Below are 18,553 nucleotides of genomic sequence, written 5' to 3'. Positions count from 1 at the left end.
CTGTGTCATTCACCGCCGGCGTAATCCTGCTGGCGCCAGGCCTCGAACACCGTGACCGCCACGGCATTGGACAGATTGAGACTGCGCTGGCCCGGCCGCATGGGCAGGCGCAGCCGTTGCGCCGGTGCGAACAGCGCCACATGCTCGTCTGACAGGCCGGCGGTCTCCCGCCCGAACACGAAAACGTCGCCCGGCTGGTAAACCATGCCGGCAGCGCTGCGCGCTCCGTGCGTGGTCATGGCAAATATCCGGTCGGGTGGTGCACCGGTGGCCGCCAGGGCCACCGGCAACTCATCATGCACCTGCATGGGTTGCCACTCGTGATAATCCAGACCTGCCCGGCGCAGCCGCACGTCATCGAGCTCGAAACCCAGGGGCCGCACCAGATGCAATTGCGCGCCGGTATTGGCGCACAACCGGATGGCGTTGCCGGTGTTGGGAGGAATTTCGGGACAGACGAGGATGACGTGGAACATGGCAATAGGGAGGGCCGAACGGGAATCAGGGCGTATTGTGCCAGCCTGGCGCCGGCGTACGGGCTGCCGCGAGTATGCCGACGCAGCGAGCTCCGACCTGTCTGAGAGCCAGTGCCGCGGCATGCGCCGTGGCGCCCGTGGTGACCACATCGTCGATCAACAGGATATCGTGCCCAGCCAGACGGGCGTCGGCGGCGAACAAGCCACGCAGGCCACGCCAGCGGTCACGCCGGATGCGGCCACGTTGCGGGGCACGTAGCCGCATCCGGCGCAGCCCCTGCCGGCACAACGCCAGGTTTTGGCGCTGCGCCACGACGCGGGCCAGTTCGGCGGCCGGATTGAAGCCGCGCCGCCGTAAGGCAGCGGCCGAAGCCGGGACGGGCACCAGCACCACCGGATCGGCGACACCGCGTCGGCGCCAGGCGCAGACCATAAGCGCGCCCACCGCCCGCGCCAGCACCAGACGGTTCTGCCCCTTATACGCCTGCACCAAGCCATCGCCAGGGAAGGCATAGTCAAATGCCGCCACGCAGCGCCCAAACCGTGGTTGGCGCCGCAGGCAGGCCGCACACAGGGGCCCGCCTGCTTGCGGCAAGCGGGCGGCACAAACCGGACAGCGGGCGGCCGGACCGCGCATGGAGGCGGTGACATCGTGCACGCAAGCCCGGCACAGGCATCCGCCACGGGCAGCGCCCCCACACAACGGGCAGGCACACGGCAAACGCCATGAGAGCCGGCAGGGTTTAAAGCGGGGGGCAGAGGGAGGATGGGCCATAATGTAGACGGCGAACGCGTATGTCCGCCATCTCAACATACCGGCGCGCGCCCGCCGCACGTCACTGCATGCCTATGTCTCAGCCTAGCTCTCTGCCCGATCTGCCCGTCAACCCCGTGGACGTCCGTCGACAATTCGCCCGGCGCGGCGATCTGTCAGAGGCGCAGTTTCTCTACGGAGAAATTGCCCGGCGCATGCTAGGTCGCCTGGGATATATCCGGCTGCAGCCGCAAGCCATGCTGGATGCCGGCTGTTGTGCCGGAGACAATCTACCGTTGCTGCGTGAACGCTATCCCCAGGCTGCCTACACGGGCCTGGATCACTGCGCGCCCCTGCTGGCCATCGCGCGTCAACGGTTTCAGCCGGCCGGGCTTCCCGCTCTGGTGGCCAAACTCACCGGCCGCGGCAAGCCGTCCACCCAATTTGTGCAGGCCGATCTCGCTCAGACCGGCCTGGCGCCTGAGTCACTGGATCTGGTGTGGTCGAATCTGGCCCTGCACTGGCATCCCGCGCCTCACGCCGTACTGGCGGAATGGCGCCGCATCCTGCGCACAGGCAGCCTGGCCATGTTTTCCTGTCTGGGGCCGGCAACGCTCAAGGAGCTGCGCAGCGCGCTGGAGACGGCCGGGCTCCAAACAGCCACACCGGCGTTCGTGGACATGCACGACTTTGGCGATCTGCTGGTTGAAAACGGCTTCGCCGATCCCGTCATGGATCAAGAGATCCTGACCCTGACTTACGCGACCCCCGAGAAACTGCTGCAGGACGTACACGCCTTGGGCGGCAATCCGGCGCGCGGCAGGCGCGCGGGACTGGCCACGAAAGCCTGGCGGCAACGCCTGTGCGCTGCGCTGGAGAACCAACGCGGCGCGGACGGGCGGATTTCATTGACCATAGAAGTGGCCTACGGCCATGCCTGGCGGGCCGCCGCGCACCGCACGGCTCCCGGCGAAACCCGCCTGTCGATCGACGCCATCGGTGGACGGCGCGCCGGCAGCTAGCCCCCCTGACTCAGTGCAGCCGATCCGGCCACATCGTGGCGGGATCCGTGGGCGTCATCGCTGAACCCACGGGCTCCGAATTGGCGCGGATGCGGCGGCGCAGCGCATCGGCCGGTCGCGGCAGTTCGGCCTGCTCGCCCCGAAATGCGCCCGTCATCGCCTCGACCATGGCCGGCAATTCTCGGCTGCGGTTGAACTGGCTACGCAGCCAGCGTGCGTCATTACCACCGCGCAGGACTTCGTCGCGCAACGCATGGATGATGTCTGTGGTGCCCAGCTCTTGCGCCACGGGTGTCAAGCGCTCGAACAACTGCTTCATATGGTCCGACAGACGCATGCGCTGCCCATCAGCCGTGACGTAGTTGCCATGCAGGCCAAACCGGCAAGCCTGGAAATGGTTGCTGCGGTAGGCCAGCCAGGCCTTGGTGGGAGGGGGGGCTTCCCGGCTGAGCAGCACCGCCAGCGCCTGCGCAAACGCACCCAATTGGCATGCGCGCTCGACTGTCAGCGGCGTATCGCACACCCGGATCTCTACCGTGCCGAACTCGGGCTTGGGGCGAATGTCCCAATACAGATCCTTGATGCTTTCGGCCAGCCCGCTTTCGCGCAACTCGGCCAGATGCGCCTCGAAACGGTACCAATCGCTCACGTCCGGCGGCATATGGCCGGCCAGCGGGAAGCTATTGACAGCATTGAGCCGGGCGCAAGAGAACAGCGTGTCCACGCCCTCGCGATACGGCGAAGACGCCGACAGCGCGATGAAGTGCGGCACATAAGGCGACAGGCCATGCACCAGGCGCACTGCGGCATCGCCCGAGGGCACGCCCAGATGGATATGCTGGCCGAACACCGTGAATTGCCGCGCCAGGTAGCCGTACATCTCGGCCAGGTACTGAAAGCGCGGGGTATCGGAGATGGAGCATTCCTGCCAACGCATGAACGGATGGGTCCCCCCGCCGCTGACGCCCACACCCACCGCGTCGGCAGCCTCGCACAACGCATCGCGCATTTCGCGCATTTCGCGCATTTCCGCCAATAGACCAGCCGGGTGCTCGTGCACCGAAGAATTCAGCTCGATCATCGAGCGGGTGATTTCAGGTTTGACGCGATCGGCCACCGGGTGGTTGGCCAGCTGGGCAAGCAGCTCATCGGCAGCTGCCGTCAGATCGAAGCTTGCGGTATCTATCAATTGGAGTTCCAGCTCAATACCCAAGGTGTTGGGGGACGAGGAAACGAACGGAATTTGTTCCATCTCCGGCTCCTTGTGATTGCTGTTGAGGGATGCGCCGTTTGACCTTGAAGCCCGGAGGTGGCCCGGGGGGTGTGTGACGGCATCTATTAATTGCATGATAGCCGCGAGTTTGTGGCAAAAAGATTGAAATTCGTGACATTTATCAGCGACATGGCTACATCACGCAAAACGCTCTATGCCGCCAATGATAGCGAGCACTCACACTCAAGCATTGGCGCGGGTTTGGCGAGCATGACACGTGCAGAACCGCAACAGCATTGGCTGAAAACCGGCAAAGGGAAAACCCGAATACGGGGTTTTCCCCGGATAAAAGCGCAGTGACAAAAGCCGCTGGAGGTAAGCGTTTGCCGCTAGTTACGAAGCTGACAGGGAGGGCCAGCCGGCGCTATTTACGCCAGAACCAGGGGGTAAAGAGCACCAGCACCGTGAGCAATTCCAGCCTCCCGATGAGCATGGCGAAGGTACATATCCAGATCTGGAAGTCGCTCAACACCGCATAGTGCCCCATGGGACCCAGTACACCCAGGCCCGGACCGGTGTTGTTGATCATGGCCATGATGGCCGAGAACGCCGTGGTCAGGTCCAGGCCGGAGAGCAGCAGCAGGCTGCTGAGCACCCCCACGGACTGGCCATAGACCAGCATGAAGGCCAGCACCGAAAACATCACGCGCTGATCCACGATGCGGCTGCCGATTCGCACCGGACTGACAGCATGCGGATGCAGCATGGTGACCAGTTCGTTGCGGGCCTGCTTGATGAGCAGGATCACTCGGATCATCTTGATGCCTCCGCCCGTGGAACCCGCCGAGGTGGCGAAGGCCGACAGCAAGAGCATGGTCAACGGCGCGAACAATGGCCAGGCGCCGTAGTCGGCGTTGGCATAACCCGTGGTGGTAGCCACCGAGATGGTGTTGAACATGCCGTAGCGCAGCGCCTGCAGCGGGTCGGTATACACATGCTTGAAGAACAGATAGACCGATATCACCAACCCTGCGCCCAGCACCACAGCCAGATAGGGAATGGTCTGCGGGCAGGTCAGATACGGCCGGAAGCCTCGCTGGCGCAGGGCATTGAAATGGGTGGCGAAATTTATGCCGGAAATCAACATGAAGACGATGGCCACCAATTCGACCGGAATGGAATCGAATTTCAGGAAACCTTCGTCATAGGTGGAAAAACCACCCAGCCCCATTGTCGTGGCCATGTGCGCCCAGGCATCGAACCACGACAATCCAACCGCGCGATACGCCAGAAAGCACAGGATGGAGAAACCAAAATAGACGGCGTAAAGCGCTTTGGCCGTACTGGCGATGCGTGGCGTGAGCCTCTCGTCTTTCATCGGGCCGGGCGTTTCGGCGCGCACCACCTGATGCCCCCCCACCCCGAGCAGCGGCAAGATGGCTACCGCCAATACCAGAATGCCCATCCCGCCGATCCAGATCAGCGTGGCACGCCACAAATTGATGGATGGCGGCAGGTGGTTCAGGTCGGTGAGCACCGTCGCCCCCGTCGTCGTCAGTCCCGACATCGCCTCGAAATAGGCATGCGTAAATGACAGCGGCTGGCCTATCTGGGAGTAATAAAGCAGCAATGGAATGGCCGCCAACAGCGGCAGCCCCACCCAGACGATGGACACCAGCAAGAAACCATCGCGCGCGTGCAACTCGCTGCGCCAGCGGTGCGCAGCCAGGCAGACGCCAGTGCCTATGCCCATGGCCAGCCCGAACCCTTCGACAAAGGCGCGCAGGCCCGCATCTTCGCCAAGCCAGGCCACCCCAAGAGGGATGAGCATGGTCAGTGCGAACACCACCATGGTCAAACCGAGTACATAGAAGGTGGCCAGCAAACGCTTCATGATCGGGTCGTAGCCCCAAGGGCGTGATTCAGAAGAAAGATGCCGAAACCTGGAACAGTTTTTCCACCCGCGCCATCTGCTGGCGGGTGGGCACAAACACGATGACGTGATCATCGCTTTCGATCATGGTGTCACCATCGGGCAGCAGGATTTCATCCTCGCGCACCAGCGCGCCGATGCTGGCGCCCTTGGGCAAGCGAATGTCGCCCACGCGACGCCCCACCACCCGCGAGGTCGCTCGATCCCCGTGCGCCACGGCCTCCAGCGCCTCGGCCACACCCTGGCGCAGGCGGTGCACGGCCACCACATCGCCGCGGCGAACATGGCGCAGCAACTCGCTCATAGTCGCCTGCGACGGCGACACCGCGATGTCGATGTGGCTGCCCTGCATGAGCTCGCCATAGGCGTGCCGGTTGATCAGCGAGATCACCTTGCGCGCGCCCATGCGTTTGGCCAGCAGCGAAGACATGATGTTGTCCTCATCGTCGCTGGTCAACGCCAGCCAGGTATCCATATCCTGGATGTTCTCTCGCTCGAGCAGGGACTCGTCGGTGCCGCTGCCATGCAGCACGAGCACATTGGAAGGCAATTCGGCGGCCAGATACTCGCAGCGTTTTTCGTTGCGCTCGATGATGCGCACGCTATAGCTTTCGTCGGCCAACTGGCGCGCCAGGCGCAGGCCGATATTGCCGCCACCGGCAATCATGACGCGATGGACGGACTTCTCGGCTTCGCGCAATTGCCGCACGGCGCGCCGCGCGTGCCGGCTGTCGACCACCAGGACGACTTCGTCGCCCGGCGCAATCACCGTCCCCAGACCGGCATGCAAGGGACGACCGTCGCGCAGCACGTCGATGATACGGGCCGTGACGTCGGGCCAGACTTCGCGCAGGCGATGAGCAGATCGGTGTCGGCCGCGCCGGCGGCTTCCAGCACGGAAACCTGGGTCGCATCACCGACCATGACACGCAGGTCGAAGCGCTCCTGGAGATACCCCAGTTGCCCGGGTTGAACGTCCACCACCGTGATGTCGTTCTCTTCGGACACCAGGTTCTCGGCCACGCTGGTACCAACGCGGCCGGCGCCTACGATGAGGATTTTCATGAGCCTCGCTTGCGCGCGGATTCAATGCCCAGTTGCTTGAGCTTGCGGTAGAGGTGAGTACGTTCCAGCCCGGTGCGCTCGGACACGCGGGTCATACTGTGATTCTCGCGCACCAAATGGTATTCGAAATAGATACGTTCGAATTCGTCACGCGCTTCGCGCAGAGGCTGATCCAGCGAAATGCTGCCCAACAGCCCATTATTGGCCGACGCTGGCTCGCCCACGGCGGGATGCGCCTGGGCCACGGGAGGGTCGAGCTCGTCTTCGAGCGCGATGGCCGGGGTGGCATGAACCACGGGGGCCGAGGCGGGCGCAGGCAACCGCCCACGCGCCAGGCCGGCCGCGATGGTCTTGAGCAGACGCTGCAACGTGATGGGTTTTTCCAGGAAGTCCATCGCGCCAATGCGCGTAGCCTCCACGGCCGTATCGATCGTGGCATGCCCGCTCATCATGATGACGGGCATATCCAGCAGACCTTGGGAGGCCCACTCTTTGAGCAGGCTGACCCCATCGGTGTCTGGCATCCAGATATCCAGCAGGACCAGATCCGGACGCGAGCGCAATCGTGCGGCACGGGCCTGCGCCGCGTTTTCCGCCAATTCAACCGTGTGTCCTTCGTCGTAAAGAATCTCCGACAGGAGTTCGCGAATGCCAACTTCGTCGTCGACCACCAGAATTCTGGCCATAAACCTTTCACCTATTGCGTATCCGCATTATGCTTTTGTTGCAAGGTCTCGCCCATAGTATCGGACGAACTCGCCAAACGGGTCAACAAGATAGAGACCCTCGCGCCGCCTTCCTTGCGATTGGCAATATCGATGCGCCCGCCATGTTCTTCCACGATCTTACGCACAATTGCCAATCCTAACCCAGTGCCATGGGCTTTGGTCGTGACATAAGGTTCAAAGGCGCGCTGCATCACCTGCGGCGGAAAACCCGGGCCATTGTCTGCCACCGTAAACCGGACCGCGGCAGTTTCAGACCCATCCGAATGAGGAATACGCGTCAGTTGGGTCAAGACCTTGACCTGAGCGTCTTCGCCTTTTTCATTGACCGCATCCCTGGCATTTGCCAGCAGATTATGAATGACCTGCCGTAATTGGGTCGAATCTCCCTCGATGACAGGCAAACCTTCGGCCAGCTCGACGTCCAGGCGCGGGCCGCCATTGCGTACCTGCCCGTCCATCGGATCCCAACCGTACAACGCCAGGACATCGGCCACCAGGCCGTTGACGTCGATGGGCTGCATGACTGCCGGCGGCGTGCGGGCATATTCGCGAAAGTCATCCACCATCTGCTTGAGCGAGCCGACCTGGTTGACGATGGTGTTGGTGGCGCGTTCGAGCATCTGCGCTTCGCGCGGCGGCAGATGAGCCGCCAGCTTCATGGCCAGCCGCTCGGCCGATAGCTGAATGGGTGTGAGGGGATTCTTGATCTCGTGAGCCAGCCTGCGGGCCACCTCGCCCCAGGCCATGGTGCGGTTGGCGGAAATCACCTCGGTGATGTCGTCAAACACCACCAGATAGCCATTGCCACGCTCGTCCACGCGCAAATGTGTGCCGCGCGCCAGCAGAATGATGGGTTGCCCGCCGGCCTGCCCTGGCGTGATCTCGAATTGCTGCTGCCAGTGCTGCCGCTCCGAGCCTACGGCTTCATGCGCCGAAAAGGCTTCGCGCACGATGCCCGCGAAGGCCAACATGCCGTCGGCGGTTTCCAGCGGGCGCCCGATGACCGACCGCAGGTCCGCCTGCAGGATGTTCTGCGCGCCCTGGTTGACGGTGGTGACACGGAATGACTCGTCAAACGCCAATACGCCGGAAGACAGATTGGCCAGCACGCTTTCGAGATAGACGTTGGTGCGCTCGAGCTGACGCCGGTTGCTCTCGACCATCTGGCGCGCCTCGTCGAGCTGGCGCGTCATGGCATTGAAGGAGCGGGTCAGGTGGCCGAGCTCGTCGCGCGCGGGCGGCTCGGGCAGGGGCCGGTAGTCGCCCACGCTGACGGCCTGCGTGCCAGCGGCCAACGACAGCAACGGGCGCACCAGGCGCTTGGACAACGACAATGCCACGGCAATGGCCGCAAACACGGCCAACAGCAACGCCAGCGTCAGTGTGATGCCGTAGAGCTTGCGCAAGCCCAAGCGCGAGAGCGCAAGCTCCTGATAGTCGCGGAAACCCTGCTGCACGCGGTTGGCGTTGCGCGCGATCTGCTCGGGAACATTCTGCATCAACTGCAACCAGCGCGGCTCCCCGGCCCCGGCCAGCGAACTGTCAAAGCGCACCGGCGTATTCAGCGGGATCACCACCCGCAGATGCAGCCCGTCTTCGGCGCCTGCGACGCCAGGGTCGTCGGCTTCGGCGGCCGAATAACCTCGCGCCAATTTAAGCTGATTCAGGACGGTCGACGGCGGCGTTGGCGGGACCAGCTGACCGAACTTATTGGTCGAAAACGCCAGGGGCCGGCCGCTGCCGGTAAAGACCAGGGCCTCCTGCACGCCGTTGCCCTCGCGCAGCCGCGTCAGGGCCAGCGGAATGTCGGCGTCCGGCAGATTGTTCAGTTCGGAGGCCATGGCCCGGGCGCGCGCGTCCAGGTCAGCCAGTTGCGAGTCCAAGGCGGCGCGCCCGAGATTCAGGCCGGCTTCCAGTGCACTGTCGACCCGGACGTTGAACCAGGACTCGATCGAGCGCGACAGAAACTGCACCGACAGGGTGTAGATCAGCGCGCCCGGCACCACTCCGATCAGGGCAAACGCCAACGCAAAACGGGCCGTCAGACGGGCGCCGAACATGCGCCGCCGTATCTGGCGTGCCAGGCGCACGGTCAGTGCCACCACCCAGACAAAGAGCGCCAGGGCGAACACCCCGTTGAGGATGAGTAAAACGTCGTAATACCGCGCCAGGCGCGATGCGTTGCCCGTGGACCAGACCAGCAGGCCCAACAAGGACAGCCCGCTGATGGCCCCGACGATCAAGGCCAGCCGCAATAAGACTCTCATGAGGGATCCCGCGCGGGCGCGGTGAGGGTGAAGGAGAACTCCCGCCAAGGCGTCGAGGCAGCCCAGGCGCTGCTGTTCAACGCATTGACCTGAAACGGACGCGCCAGCAAGGACGTATCCAGACGCACGCGTAGCTGACCGGTATACACCTCGCCCGCCTCGAACTCGGAGGAGTCAGCCAGGCGCCAATCACGGATCCGTCTGACGACATCCATGGCATCGTCAAGCGAGGCCACGTTCAGGGAGAGCTCACCCTGCCCCACGCGCCACTGGCGCGTGAGGGCGTTGTAGCTCACCCGCCAGGTCATGCTGGTGTCGACCAGGCTGCGGTCAAACCACCACCAACGCGCCTTGGTTATCTGAATGTCCGCCGTGAAATACAAAGGCAGACCGCGCTGCGCGGCATCGCGCAGCTGGTCATTGAGGGGGAAGTCGACATCCGCATTAATGGCCAGCCGCCCGTCCTGAATGATCGGGTCTATTGTCTCGACCGCCGGTTCGGAGGCGAATGCCCGCCCTCCCTCTCCAAACCAAAAAGGGGCGATAGCCAACAAGAAGGCGACAATTAGACGAACAATCATGGACTTTCAATAGGGGCATGCTATGTCCCTATTCTTGGCGATTCAGGGCCGCTTGGCAAACAAGGCATAGAAAAAACCATCATGCTGCGACTCGGGTGTTGCATTCACCGCAACTGGCAGCAGTTGGCCCGGGGAAGGCAGCGCCTGGGCGTCGGCATGACGAGCCGCAAATGCCCGGGCCTGGGCCTGGCCTTCGGCCGGAAAAATAGAGCAGGTCACATAAAGCAGATGCCCGCCCGGGGCAACCACCTCCCACAAAGCATCCGCGATCCGGGCCTGTAAGGCAGCCGTGCGAGCGACGTCCGGAGCGCGGCGCAGCCAGCGAATGTCGGGATGACGCCTGACGATACCCGAGGCCGTGCACGGCACATCCGCCAGTACCGCATCAAAGGGCCTGCCATCCCACCAGCTACGGGGGTTGGCCGCATCGCCGGTGAGCAATTGCGCACCATGCAGGCCCAAACGTTCGAGATTCTGTCCGACCCTCTCCAGGCGGCGCGAGTCATTATCCAGGGCCACCAGATCCAACTGCGCGATTTCCAACATGTGCGCGGTCTTGCCTCCAGGAGCGGCGCAAGCATCGAGCACACGCATCCCATCGGCGAGCGGCAACAAGGGCGCGGCCAACTGCGCACCGGCATCCTGCACCGACCACCACCCTTGCGAATAGCCCGGCAATTGGGTCACTGGCTTGGGTTCGAGCACCACCAGCCCGAACTCGCCGGTCGGGCGCGCGGCGATCCCGGCAGCCGTAAACGCCTCGATCACCTGCTCCCGGCTGGCCCGCCTGCGGTTGATCCGCAAGGTCAGCGGCGCGGGTACGTTGGCGGCCTGCAGCAAGGTTTGCCATTGTTGGGGATAAAACTGCTTGAGCGTCTTGATCCACCACTGAGGATGATTCCAGCGCACGACCGGATCGTTGGCCAGTTCGGCCGCGAACGTGTCGCGCTCGCGCAAGAATCGCCGCAGACTGCCGTTGATCAAACCCTTGAATCCGGCCAGCCGCGGGTTGCTCGCGGCAGCCGTCACGGCCTGATCCACCACGGTATGCGGCGCATAGACCGGCATACCGGGCACGGTCTGGCCGGGCTGGTCCGGCTCTTTGAGCAAGGCCAGCGACACGCGCAGCAACGCACCGGCCAGCGGCGCAGGCTCGCGTGGCACCAGACGATTGGCAATCGTATCGGCCCAGCCCATATAGCGCATGGCATGAAACGACACGGCCTGAGTGGCCGGGCGTAGCCCGGGCTCGGTGTCGGCCAGGGCATCGGTAAGAGAACGGCCTTCGTCAACGGCCTGCACTGCGGCTGCGGCGGACAAAAGAACGGCGGACAAGGGTGGGGCCAGATTGCCCGATTCGGAAGCAGAAGCCATGCGGAATTCCATATGCAGAACCGCTATGGTAGCCGTTCGCCGCGCTGCGCTGCTCACCCGGCCCACCGGGATCGTCCGCGGCGGCCGGATCCGGCCCGGTCAGCCGCGCAAAAGCTCGCGGCTGATAATGAGCTTCTGTACTTCGGTAGCCCCCTCGTAAATGCGCAAGGAGCGGATGTCACGATACAGCCGCTCCAAAATATGGCCACGCACTACGCCCTTGCCACCAAACATCTGCAGGACCCGGTCAATGACCCGCTGGGCCGACTCCGTGGCGGCCATCTTGGCCATCGCGGTCTCCATGGTCGAGGATCGCTGCTGAACGTCACGCACCCAGGCCGCCCGATAGGTCAGCAACGCCGATTGATCGATCTCGGTGGCCGCATCGCCCAGCGCGGCCTGCGTCAGTTGGAAATCCGCCAGCGTCTGGCCGAACATCTTGCGCTGCCGGACATGGGCCAATCCTTCGGTCAGGGCTCTGCGGGCAAAACCCACGGCGGCGGCCGCCACCGAGGTACGGAAGACGTCCAACGTCCGCATGGCTATCTTGAAGCCCTGCCCTTCCTCGCCCAGCCTCTGGTGAGCCGGCACCCGGCAATTCTGCAACTGCAGTGTCGCCAACGGATGCGGCGACATCACATCGATCTGCTCCTGTACCACCAGCCCCGGCGTATCGGCATCGACGATAAACGCCGAAATGCCGCTGGAGCCAGCGACACCCGTGCGCGCGAAGATGCAATAGAAGTCCGCCAGGCCGCCGTTGGAGATCCAGGTTTTCGTGCCGTCGAGCCGATAACTGTCGCCTTGGGCCTGGGCGCGGCACTGCAGGGCGGCCACGTCCGAGCCCGCCTCCGGCTCGGAAAGGGCAAACGCGGCAATTTTTTGGCCCTGCGCCACGGCGGGCAGATACGCCGCCTGCTGCTGCGGGCTGCCCGCCAGCGAAATCGCCCCGTTGCCCAGCCCCTGCATGGCGAACGCGAAGTCCGCCAGTGCATGATGGCGCGCCAGGGTTTCGCGTATGACGCACAGACTCAGCGCATCGAGGCCGGGCAAGGCGCCGCCCAAGTTGCCGTCAGGGCCGCCGGGTACGCTGTAGCGCAGCCAGCCGGCCTGGCCCAGCGAGCGCACCAATTGCTGGCACGCGCCAAGAACGTCCGTTTCATCCAGCCGCACCAGGTGAGTCTGACACCACTGCTCAAGTTCCTGAGCCAGAACCCGATGCCGCTCCTGCAGAAAGGGCCATTGCAACCAATCCCAGGCTTGCCGTTCACACATACTTACTCCTTGCCTGCAAACTGCTGCAGCAACGGCGTCCAGCCGACCAGCGTGTCGTTGACATAGCGGCCAAAGGCCGCGGCATCGCGGAAGTCGACCTTCAGGCCGAACTGATCGGCACAATTGGCAAACTCCGGGGTCCGTGTCGCGACGTCGAACGCATCCTGCAGTCGCTTGACATGGGCCGCATCCATGCCCGCGGGTCCGACAATGCCCAACAGACTCGGCGCCACCAGGTCGTAGCCCTGCTCTTTGAGCGTAGGGGCATCGAAGCCCGGCATACGTTCGTCGGTATAGACCGACAACAACCGCAGGCGTCCATCGCGCACGTAGGGCACCCATTCAGCGGTCTGCGCCATGAAATCCACATCGCCTCGCAGCAAAGCAGAGATCGACTCCGGACCACTCTTGTATGGCACATGCACCCATTGCGTTCCTATCGCCTGGGCCAGCCGCTCCGTGGTCAGGTGCTGGGGCGTTCCGATGCCAGCCGTGCTGTAGCTCATGGCCGTCTTGCCGCGCTTGGCCGCCGCGATCAGATCCGCCAGGGTTTTATAGGGTGAATCGGCACGCACCAGCAATCCCACCTGGTACTGCGCCACCATGGCCACCGGGGTGAGCTCCTTGGTGACATCGTATTTATTGCCCGGGTTGAGCACCTGGTTGAGTACGCCGCCCGTCGACAGCGACGCGATGCTGTAGCCATCGGGACGCTGACGCGTGATGTAGCTCACCGACAGGGAGGAACCCGCGCCGGGCCGGTTTTCGATGATCACGGTCTGACCGAGCTGTTTGCCGACATCGTTGGCCAGCACCCGATTGCAGACATCGGTGCCACCTCCGGCGCCATAGCCCACGACCAGACTGACCGGGTTGCTGGGATAGCCTGCCGCCAGCGCGGCAGAGCCCAGAATCGACAGGCAGGCGCAGGCCACCGCGTGCTTGAAGAGGGAGTGATTCATTTCTGTTTGTCTCCGTTATATGAGCGGCTGCTGCCGCTTCTTTTTGGATAGCCGTCGCACAGACGCGACGCCAATAATTTGGTTCATCGCGGAATAGCGTGGAGCCGTGCTTGATTGCCGTTACGCTTGATCCTTGATTTTTCAAGGATCAAGGCCGGGATCATGCTGGACCGCAAGACGATCGAGAGGTTGGGTGGGTGGGAGGGTTATCGGGTGGAGCGGGTCGTGTGGCCTGAAGGTGAGAGCCGGACGGTCACGATTTACCTGAAGCCTTCAGCGCGAACGATGCACTGCGAGCACTGCGGCAACCGATGTCGGCAGGTGCATGAGACGACCACGCGCCGGGTGCGGGATCTGCCGCTAATGGCGCTGCGAGTGACGCTGGTAGTGCCGCGTCGGCGGGTCTGGTGCGAGCAGTGCGGTGGACCGCATCTGGAGAGGCTGAGCTGGCTGGGCCGTTACCAGCGAGTGACCGACCGGCTGGCCGAGGCGGTCAGCCAGTTGCTTGAGTCCAGCAACATTCTGGCCGTGGCGCGCTTCTTCCAACTGGGTTGGCACACGGTCAAGGCGCTGGACAAGGCCCTGCTGCGACGGGCGATCCAAGAGCCGGACTGGAGCCAGATCCACTACCTAGCGATGGACGAGTTCGCTCTACACAAGGGCCATCGTTATGCCACGGTCGTTGTCGATCCGATCCGCCGTCAGGTGCTATGGATCGGTGATGGCCGCTCGCGCGAGACGGCCAGAGCCTTCTTCGAACAACTGCCAACTGGGGTTGCCCAGCAGATCCGGGCCGTAGCGATCGACATGACGACGGCCTATGAGCTGGAGATCCAGGCCAACTGCCCCAACGCCGAGATCGTCTACGACCTGTTCCACGTCGTGGCCAAGTACGGCCGTGAAGTGATAGACCGGGTGCGTGTAGACCAAGCGAACCAGTTGCGGCACGACAAGCCGGCCCGCCGGGTGATCAAGTCCAGTCGCTGGCTACTGCTGCGCAATCGCAAAAACCTCGATCCGTGCCAATCGGTAAAGTTGGACGAGTTGCTCCAGGCCAACCAGCCCTTGCTCACCGCTTATCTGATGCGCGATGAGCTCAAACAGCTGTGGTTCTACCAACACCCCGGCTACGCCCGCCAGGCATGGGATCACTGGCTGCAACAGGCTCAGGGCAGCGGCATCGCCGCCTTGGCTCACTTCGCGCTCAAGCTAAAAGCCTATCTGCACGGGATTCTGTCTCGCTGTCGCCACCGGCTCAACACCAGCATCGTCGAGGGCATCAACAACACCATCAAAGTCATCAAGCGCCGCGCCTACGGCTACCGCGATCAGGAGTACTTCTTCCTCAAGATCCGGTCTGCATTCCCCGGTATTCCTCGATGAACCAATAATTTCGCATGGTTAAAAGATCATATATATAGATGTTTATACTAATGCTTTTTTTGGCTGCGGCGGATAAGCTCCCTGGACAACAAGACAGACAGGCTGCGACCTGCAAGGAGACGACAACGTGAGCAGCAAGCGTGTGCTGGTGACGGGCGCCAGCAAAGGGATAGGCAAGGCCATCTGCCAACGCCTGACGGCCGACGGCTATGCCGTGGTGGGAGTGGCCCGTACGCCACCGGCCGATCCGCCTGCCGGCATGGTTTTCCATGCCGTCGATCTGAGCGACACCGACGCGGTGACCGCGTTTCTGGCCAGCCTGGCCGACAGCGAACCTTTCTATGGCTTGGTCAATAACGTCGGTCTCGTTCCGACCGGCAAGCTCGACGATGTTCGCAGCGAAGACCTCTACCGCGCCGTGCAGCTAAATGTCGACGTAGCACTGCGTTTTACTCAGGCGGTGACGCGTGGCATGCGCTCTCGGGGGCAAGGCCGCATCGTCAACATGGTATCGCGCGCCGCGCTGGGGAAGGCCGAGCGCACTGTCTACAGCATGACCAAAGCCGGACTCATCGGTATGACCCGGACCTGGGCACTGGAACTCGCGGCCGACGGCATCACGGTCAATGCGATTGCGCCAGGCCCTATAGAAACCGACTTTTTCGCGGGCGCCAACGATGCCCAGCGCACCCGCCAGTTGCTTGCCGCCATCCCTGCGGGCCGCATGGGAAAACCGGAGGACGTCGCTCACGCGGTGGCCTATTTCATGGATGAGCGCTGCGGCTTTGTCACCGGCCAGACCCATATGGTCTGCGGCGGAATGACCATAGGCACGGCCTGCCCCCCCGACACAAAGGACGCGATATGAAACGCTGGACACAACGCCCGGAAGGCTCCACCTGGGGAGACTTCGGCGAAAATGATCAACTTGGACGAATCAATCTCATCGGTCAGGAGCAGGTTCTCAAAGGTATTCGCGAGGTTCGGCAAGGCACCGTTTTCTGCCTGTCGTTGCCGCTGGACCTGCCTGGGGGCATGGCGCTCAATCCGCGCCGCAAACCGCCGCGCCTGAGCGGCACCGAGCGCGATGGCGTGCCGTACATGAACTTCCCTATGGAGAAGCTCGACCCATCCTCCATCGATGTACTTAGCGACGATCAGGTAGTGATGTCCCTGCAGTACTCCACGCAGTGGGATGCGCTGGCGCACGTGGGGGCCTACTTCGACACCGATGGCAGCGGCCAGCCGCGCAAGGTCTATTACAACGGCTACCAGGCGGGTCAGGACATTCTGGACGCCAGCACCGCTGACGACGGCCACACAGATTGCTGCGGCAGCGGCACCCACGCCATGGGAGCGCTGAAGCTGGGCATTGAAAATTTCGCCGTCAAAGGCATGCAGGGCCGCGCCGTACTAGTAGACTTCACGCGCCACTATGGCCGCCAACGCCAGCTGATCGGCCATCGCGAGCTCATGGACGTCATGCAAAAAGACAACGTGACGGTCGAGCGTGGCGACATGCTCGTGCTGCGCACGGGGTTTGCCGAGCTCATCTCCGAAATGGCCGGCAACCCCGATCCGGAGGCGCTGCATCATGCCTGCTGCGTGCTCGATGGCGCCGACCAGGCCCTGCTGGACTGGATCAGCGACAGCGGTATCGCCGCCATCTGTGCCAACAACTATGCGGTCGAAGCCTATCCCGCCCGCCAACGCGAAGGGAAAAAATCGCTGCTTCCCCTGCACCACCATTGCCTGTTCAAGCTCGGGCTGCCCCTGGCCGAACTCTGGTACCTGAAAGATTTGGCCGAAGCCTTGCACGCCGCGGGACGCAGCCGTTTCTTGCTGACGGCCCCGCCGTTGCGACTGCCTGGCGCCGTAGGCTCGCCGGTCACGCCGATCGCAACGATCTGAGACCCGCCCCATGGACTTCCATACGCTCATCAAAGGTCATGCCGCCCGGTCCCCGCAACGCATTGCCTACCAGGACCAGGATCGTGCGCTGGACTATGCCGGGCTGCTGCGCGAGGTGGATCGCCTGGCCGGCCTCATGCACGAACAAGGCGCGCGCCGCGGCGAACGGCTGGCCCTCTGGATGCCCAACAGCATGGAGTGGCTGATCACCTTCCTGGCCTGCGCGTGGCTGGGAATGACGGTGGTCGCGGTCAATACGCGCTTTCGCGAGCACGAAGTCGCCCACTTGCTGGAGCGGGGCCGTTGCACCTGGCTGGCGATGTGGCCGGACTTCAAAGGCCTGCCCTTCGTCGATATCCTCCGGCATATCGACCCCGCCACGCTGGGCCGGTTGCGCGGCGTCATTGCGGTCGGCGAGCGCCAGGCCCTGGCTACCATTGCCACCTTGCCCGCACCGCTAGCCTTCGATGCCAACCCGGCCGTGCTCCCTGCCAGAATCGAGGACCCAGGCCAGGAAAGCGACGGCGCCCTGGTCTACACCACGTCAGGCACGACTTCCGCGCCCAAGCTGGTCCTGCATCGGCAGGCCGGCCTGCTGGCTCACGGCCACATCGTCGCGCAAGCCTTCGGCATCGACACCGACAGCACGGTGCTGCTGGCCTCTCCCCTGTGCGGGGCGTTCGGTTTTTCCACGATGCTGGGCGGCCTGACGCAGGGTGCGACGTTGGTCTCGCTGGCGGTATTCGACGCGTCGGCCACGGCGCGCCAGATCCGCGACCATGGCGTGACCCACACTTTCGCCAACAATGAATTCATCGACCACATCCTGCGGCAGGCCGCGGATCAGCCGCAGCCCTATCCTTCCCTGCGCTATGTCGGCTTTGCCAGCTTCTCGCCCGCCATGGATGACCTGCCCGAACGAGCACGCCAGGCGGGCCTGCCCATCGCAGGTCTTTACGGCTCCAGCGAGCTTCAGGCGTTGGTCGCCGGGCATACGTTGCAGACAGACTGGGCTCACCGCCGGGTGGCCGGGGGCACCATTTCGTCGCCGCAGGGCCGTGTGCGTGCGATCGACCCCGACAGCGGATCCGTATTGCCCCACGGAACCATGGGGCATATCGAGATCAAAGCGCCCAGCATCATGTCCGAGTACCTGGACAACCCCGAGGCGACCCGCAAGGCCATCAGTGCCGACGGCTATTTCCGCACGGGCGATCTAGGATACACGGTCGATGAGCGCATGTTCATTTTCCAGGGCCGGGACGGCGACCATTTGCGGCTTGGCGGGTTTCTCGTGTCCCCGCTGGAAATAGAACAATTCATCGAGGCGGTGCCGGGGGTGGCTGGCGCGCAAGTCGTCGGCGCGCAATGGCAAGGCAAAACGGTGGCCGTCGCCTTCGTGTGGCGGCAGGCCACGGCCCAGACCGACGAGCGCGCTATCATTGACGCCTGCAAGGCCTCCATGGCGAAGTTCAAAGTCCCGCATCGCGTGATCTTCGTGGAGGACTTCCCCGTGGTGCAAAGCGCCAACTCCAACAAAGTGCAAAAGCACGTGCTGCGCCAGCAAGCCCAATCCACGCTGGACGGCCACCCGCCTCCGACATAGCCC

At 63.5% G+C, this 18,553-nt stretch carries 15 protein-coding genes and 1 pseudogene; 5 read left to right on the top strand and 11 right to left on the bottom strand.

Annotation, left to right across the window (positions count from 1 at the left end):
• Positions 1–5: 5 nt before the first annotated feature.
• Together LK440_RS17715 and LK440_RS17710 are read right to left on the bottom strand one after the other, a co-directional pair.
• Positions 6–476: a tRNA (cytidine(34)-2'-O)-methyltransferase gene (locus tag LK440_RS17715; RefSeq protein ID WP_005016760.1), complete on the bottom strand. Its 471-nt coding sequence runs from the start codon at positions 474–476 to the stop codon at positions 6–8.
• A 25-nt stretch (positions 477–501) separates the two neighbouring features.
• Positions 502–1,134 (bottom strand): ComF family protein, encoded by a 633-nt coding sequence (locus tag LK440_RS17710; RefSeq protein ID WP_005020219.1) that lies wholly within the window; start codon positions 1,132–1,134, stop codon positions 502–504.
• A gap of 191 nt (positions 1,135–1,325) precedes the next feature.
• Here LK440_RS17710 and LK440_RS17705 point away from each other — a divergent pair, with 191 nt between their 5' ends.
• Positions 1,326–2,252 (top strand): methyltransferase domain-containing protein, encoded by a 927-nt coding sequence (locus LK440_RS17705; RefSeq protein ID WP_005016764.1) that lies wholly within the window; start codon positions 1,326–1,328, stop codon positions 2,250–2,252.
• 10 nt (positions 2,253–2,262) lie between these two features.
• Here the strand turns inward: LK440_RS17705 and LK440_RS17700 are convergent, their stop codons facing one another.
• The 9 genes and pseudogenes from LK440_RS17700 to LK440_RS17660 all read right to left on the bottom strand — a co-directional run bounded on the left by LK440_RS17700 (position 2,263) and on the right by LK440_RS17660 (position 13,650).
• Positions 2,263–3,504, bottom strand: a complete 1,242-nt coding sequence (locus tag LK440_RS17700) for a YbdK family carboxylate-amine ligase (protein WP_017685604.1) — start codon at positions 3,502–3,504, stop codon at positions 2,263–2,265.
• A 385-nt stretch (positions 3,505–3,889) separates the two neighbouring features.
• Positions 3,890–5,359 (bottom strand): TrkH family potassium uptake protein, encoded by a 1,470-nt coding sequence (locus tag LK440_RS17695; RefSeq protein ID WP_005016765.1) that lies wholly within the window; start codon positions 5,357–5,359, stop codon positions 3,890–3,892.
• Positions 5,360–5,387: 28 nt separating this feature from the next.
• A pseudogene (gene trkA / locus LK440_RS17690) lies at positions 5,388–6,463 on the bottom strand (Trk system potassium transporter TrkA).
• Complete coding sequence (locus tag LK440_RS17685; RefSeq protein WP_005016766.1) at positions 6,460–7,149, bottom strand: response regulator; 690 nt, start codon at positions 7,147–7,149, stop codon at positions 6,460–6,462. The pseudogene trkA and the gene LK440_RS17685 overlap by 4 nt, the downstream one beginning before the upstream one ends.
• Positions 7,150–7,160: 11 nt before the next feature.
• Positions 7,161–9,458: a sensor histidine kinase gene (locus LK440_RS17680; RefSeq protein ID WP_005016768.1), complete on the bottom strand. Its 2,298-nt coding sequence runs from the start codon at positions 9,456–9,458 to the stop codon at positions 7,161–7,163.
• Entirely contained in the window at positions 9,455–10,039 is a 585-nt protein-coding gene (locus tag LK440_RS17675) for a DUF4390 domain-containing protein (protein ID WP_005016774.1), read from the bottom strand. Before LK440_RS17675 ends, LK440_RS17680 begins: the two co-directional genes overlap by 4 nt.
• Positions 10,040–10,081: 42 nt before the next feature.
• A complete protein-coding gene (rsmB, locus tag LK440_RS17670; protein ID WP_005016777.1) occupies positions 10,082–11,413 on the bottom strand; it encodes a 16S rRNA (cytosine(967)-C(5))-methyltransferase RsmB in 1,332 nt (443 codons plus the stop codon).
• A gap of 99 nt (positions 11,414–11,512) precedes the next feature.
• A complete protein-coding gene (locus tag LK440_RS17665; RefSeq protein ID WP_005016779.1) occupies positions 11,513–12,688 on the bottom strand; it encodes an acyl-CoA dehydrogenase family protein in 1,176 nt (391 codons plus the stop codon).
• Positions 12,689–12,690: 2 nt separating this feature from the next.
• Positions 12,691–13,650 (bottom strand): tripartite tricarboxylate transporter substrate binding protein, encoded by a 960-nt coding sequence (locus LK440_RS17660; protein WP_005016782.1) that lies wholly within the window; start codon positions 13,648–13,650, stop codon positions 12,691–12,693.
• 162 nt (positions 13,651–13,812) lie between these two features.
• Between LK440_RS17660 and LK440_RS17655 the strand changes: the two genes are divergently transcribed.
• The 4 genes from LK440_RS17655 to LK440_RS17640 all read left to right on the top strand — a co-directional run bounded on the left by LK440_RS17655 (position 13,813) and on the right by LK440_RS17640 (position 18,550).
• Positions 13,813–15,033 carry an ISL3 family transposase gene (locus LK440_RS17655; protein WP_005011985.1) on the top strand — a complete coding sequence of 407 codons (1,221 nt, stop codon included), beginning with the start codon at positions 13,813–13,815 and terminating at the stop codon, positions 15,031–15,033.
• Positions 15,034–15,160: 127 nt separating this feature from the next.
• Entirely contained in the window at positions 15,161–15,901 is a 741-nt protein-coding gene (locus tag LK440_RS17650; RefSeq protein ID WP_005016785.1) for an SDR family oxidoreductase, read from the top strand.
• Positions 15,898–16,944 (top strand): cyclase family protein, encoded by a 1,047-nt coding sequence (locus LK440_RS17645; protein ID WP_005016787.1) that lies wholly within the window; start codon positions 15,898–15,900, stop codon positions 16,942–16,944. The genes LK440_RS17650 and LK440_RS17645 overlap by 4 nt, the downstream gene beginning before the upstream one ends.
• A gap of 10 nt (positions 16,945–16,954) precedes the next feature.
• Complete coding sequence (locus LK440_RS17640) at positions 16,955–18,550, top strand: AMP-binding protein (RefSeq protein WP_005016788.1); 1,596 nt, start codon at positions 16,955–16,957, stop codon at positions 18,548–18,550.
• Positions 18,551–18,553: the final 3 nt, after the last annotated feature.

Source organism: Bordetella holmesii, assembly GCF_020735985.1.
Lineage (GTDB): Bacteria > Pseudomonadota > Gammaproteobacteria > Burkholderiales > Burkholderiaceae_B > Bordetella > Bordetella holmesii.
Note: the sequence above shows the minus strand (reverse complement) of the source record. Positions and strands in the feature narration are given on the sequence as shown.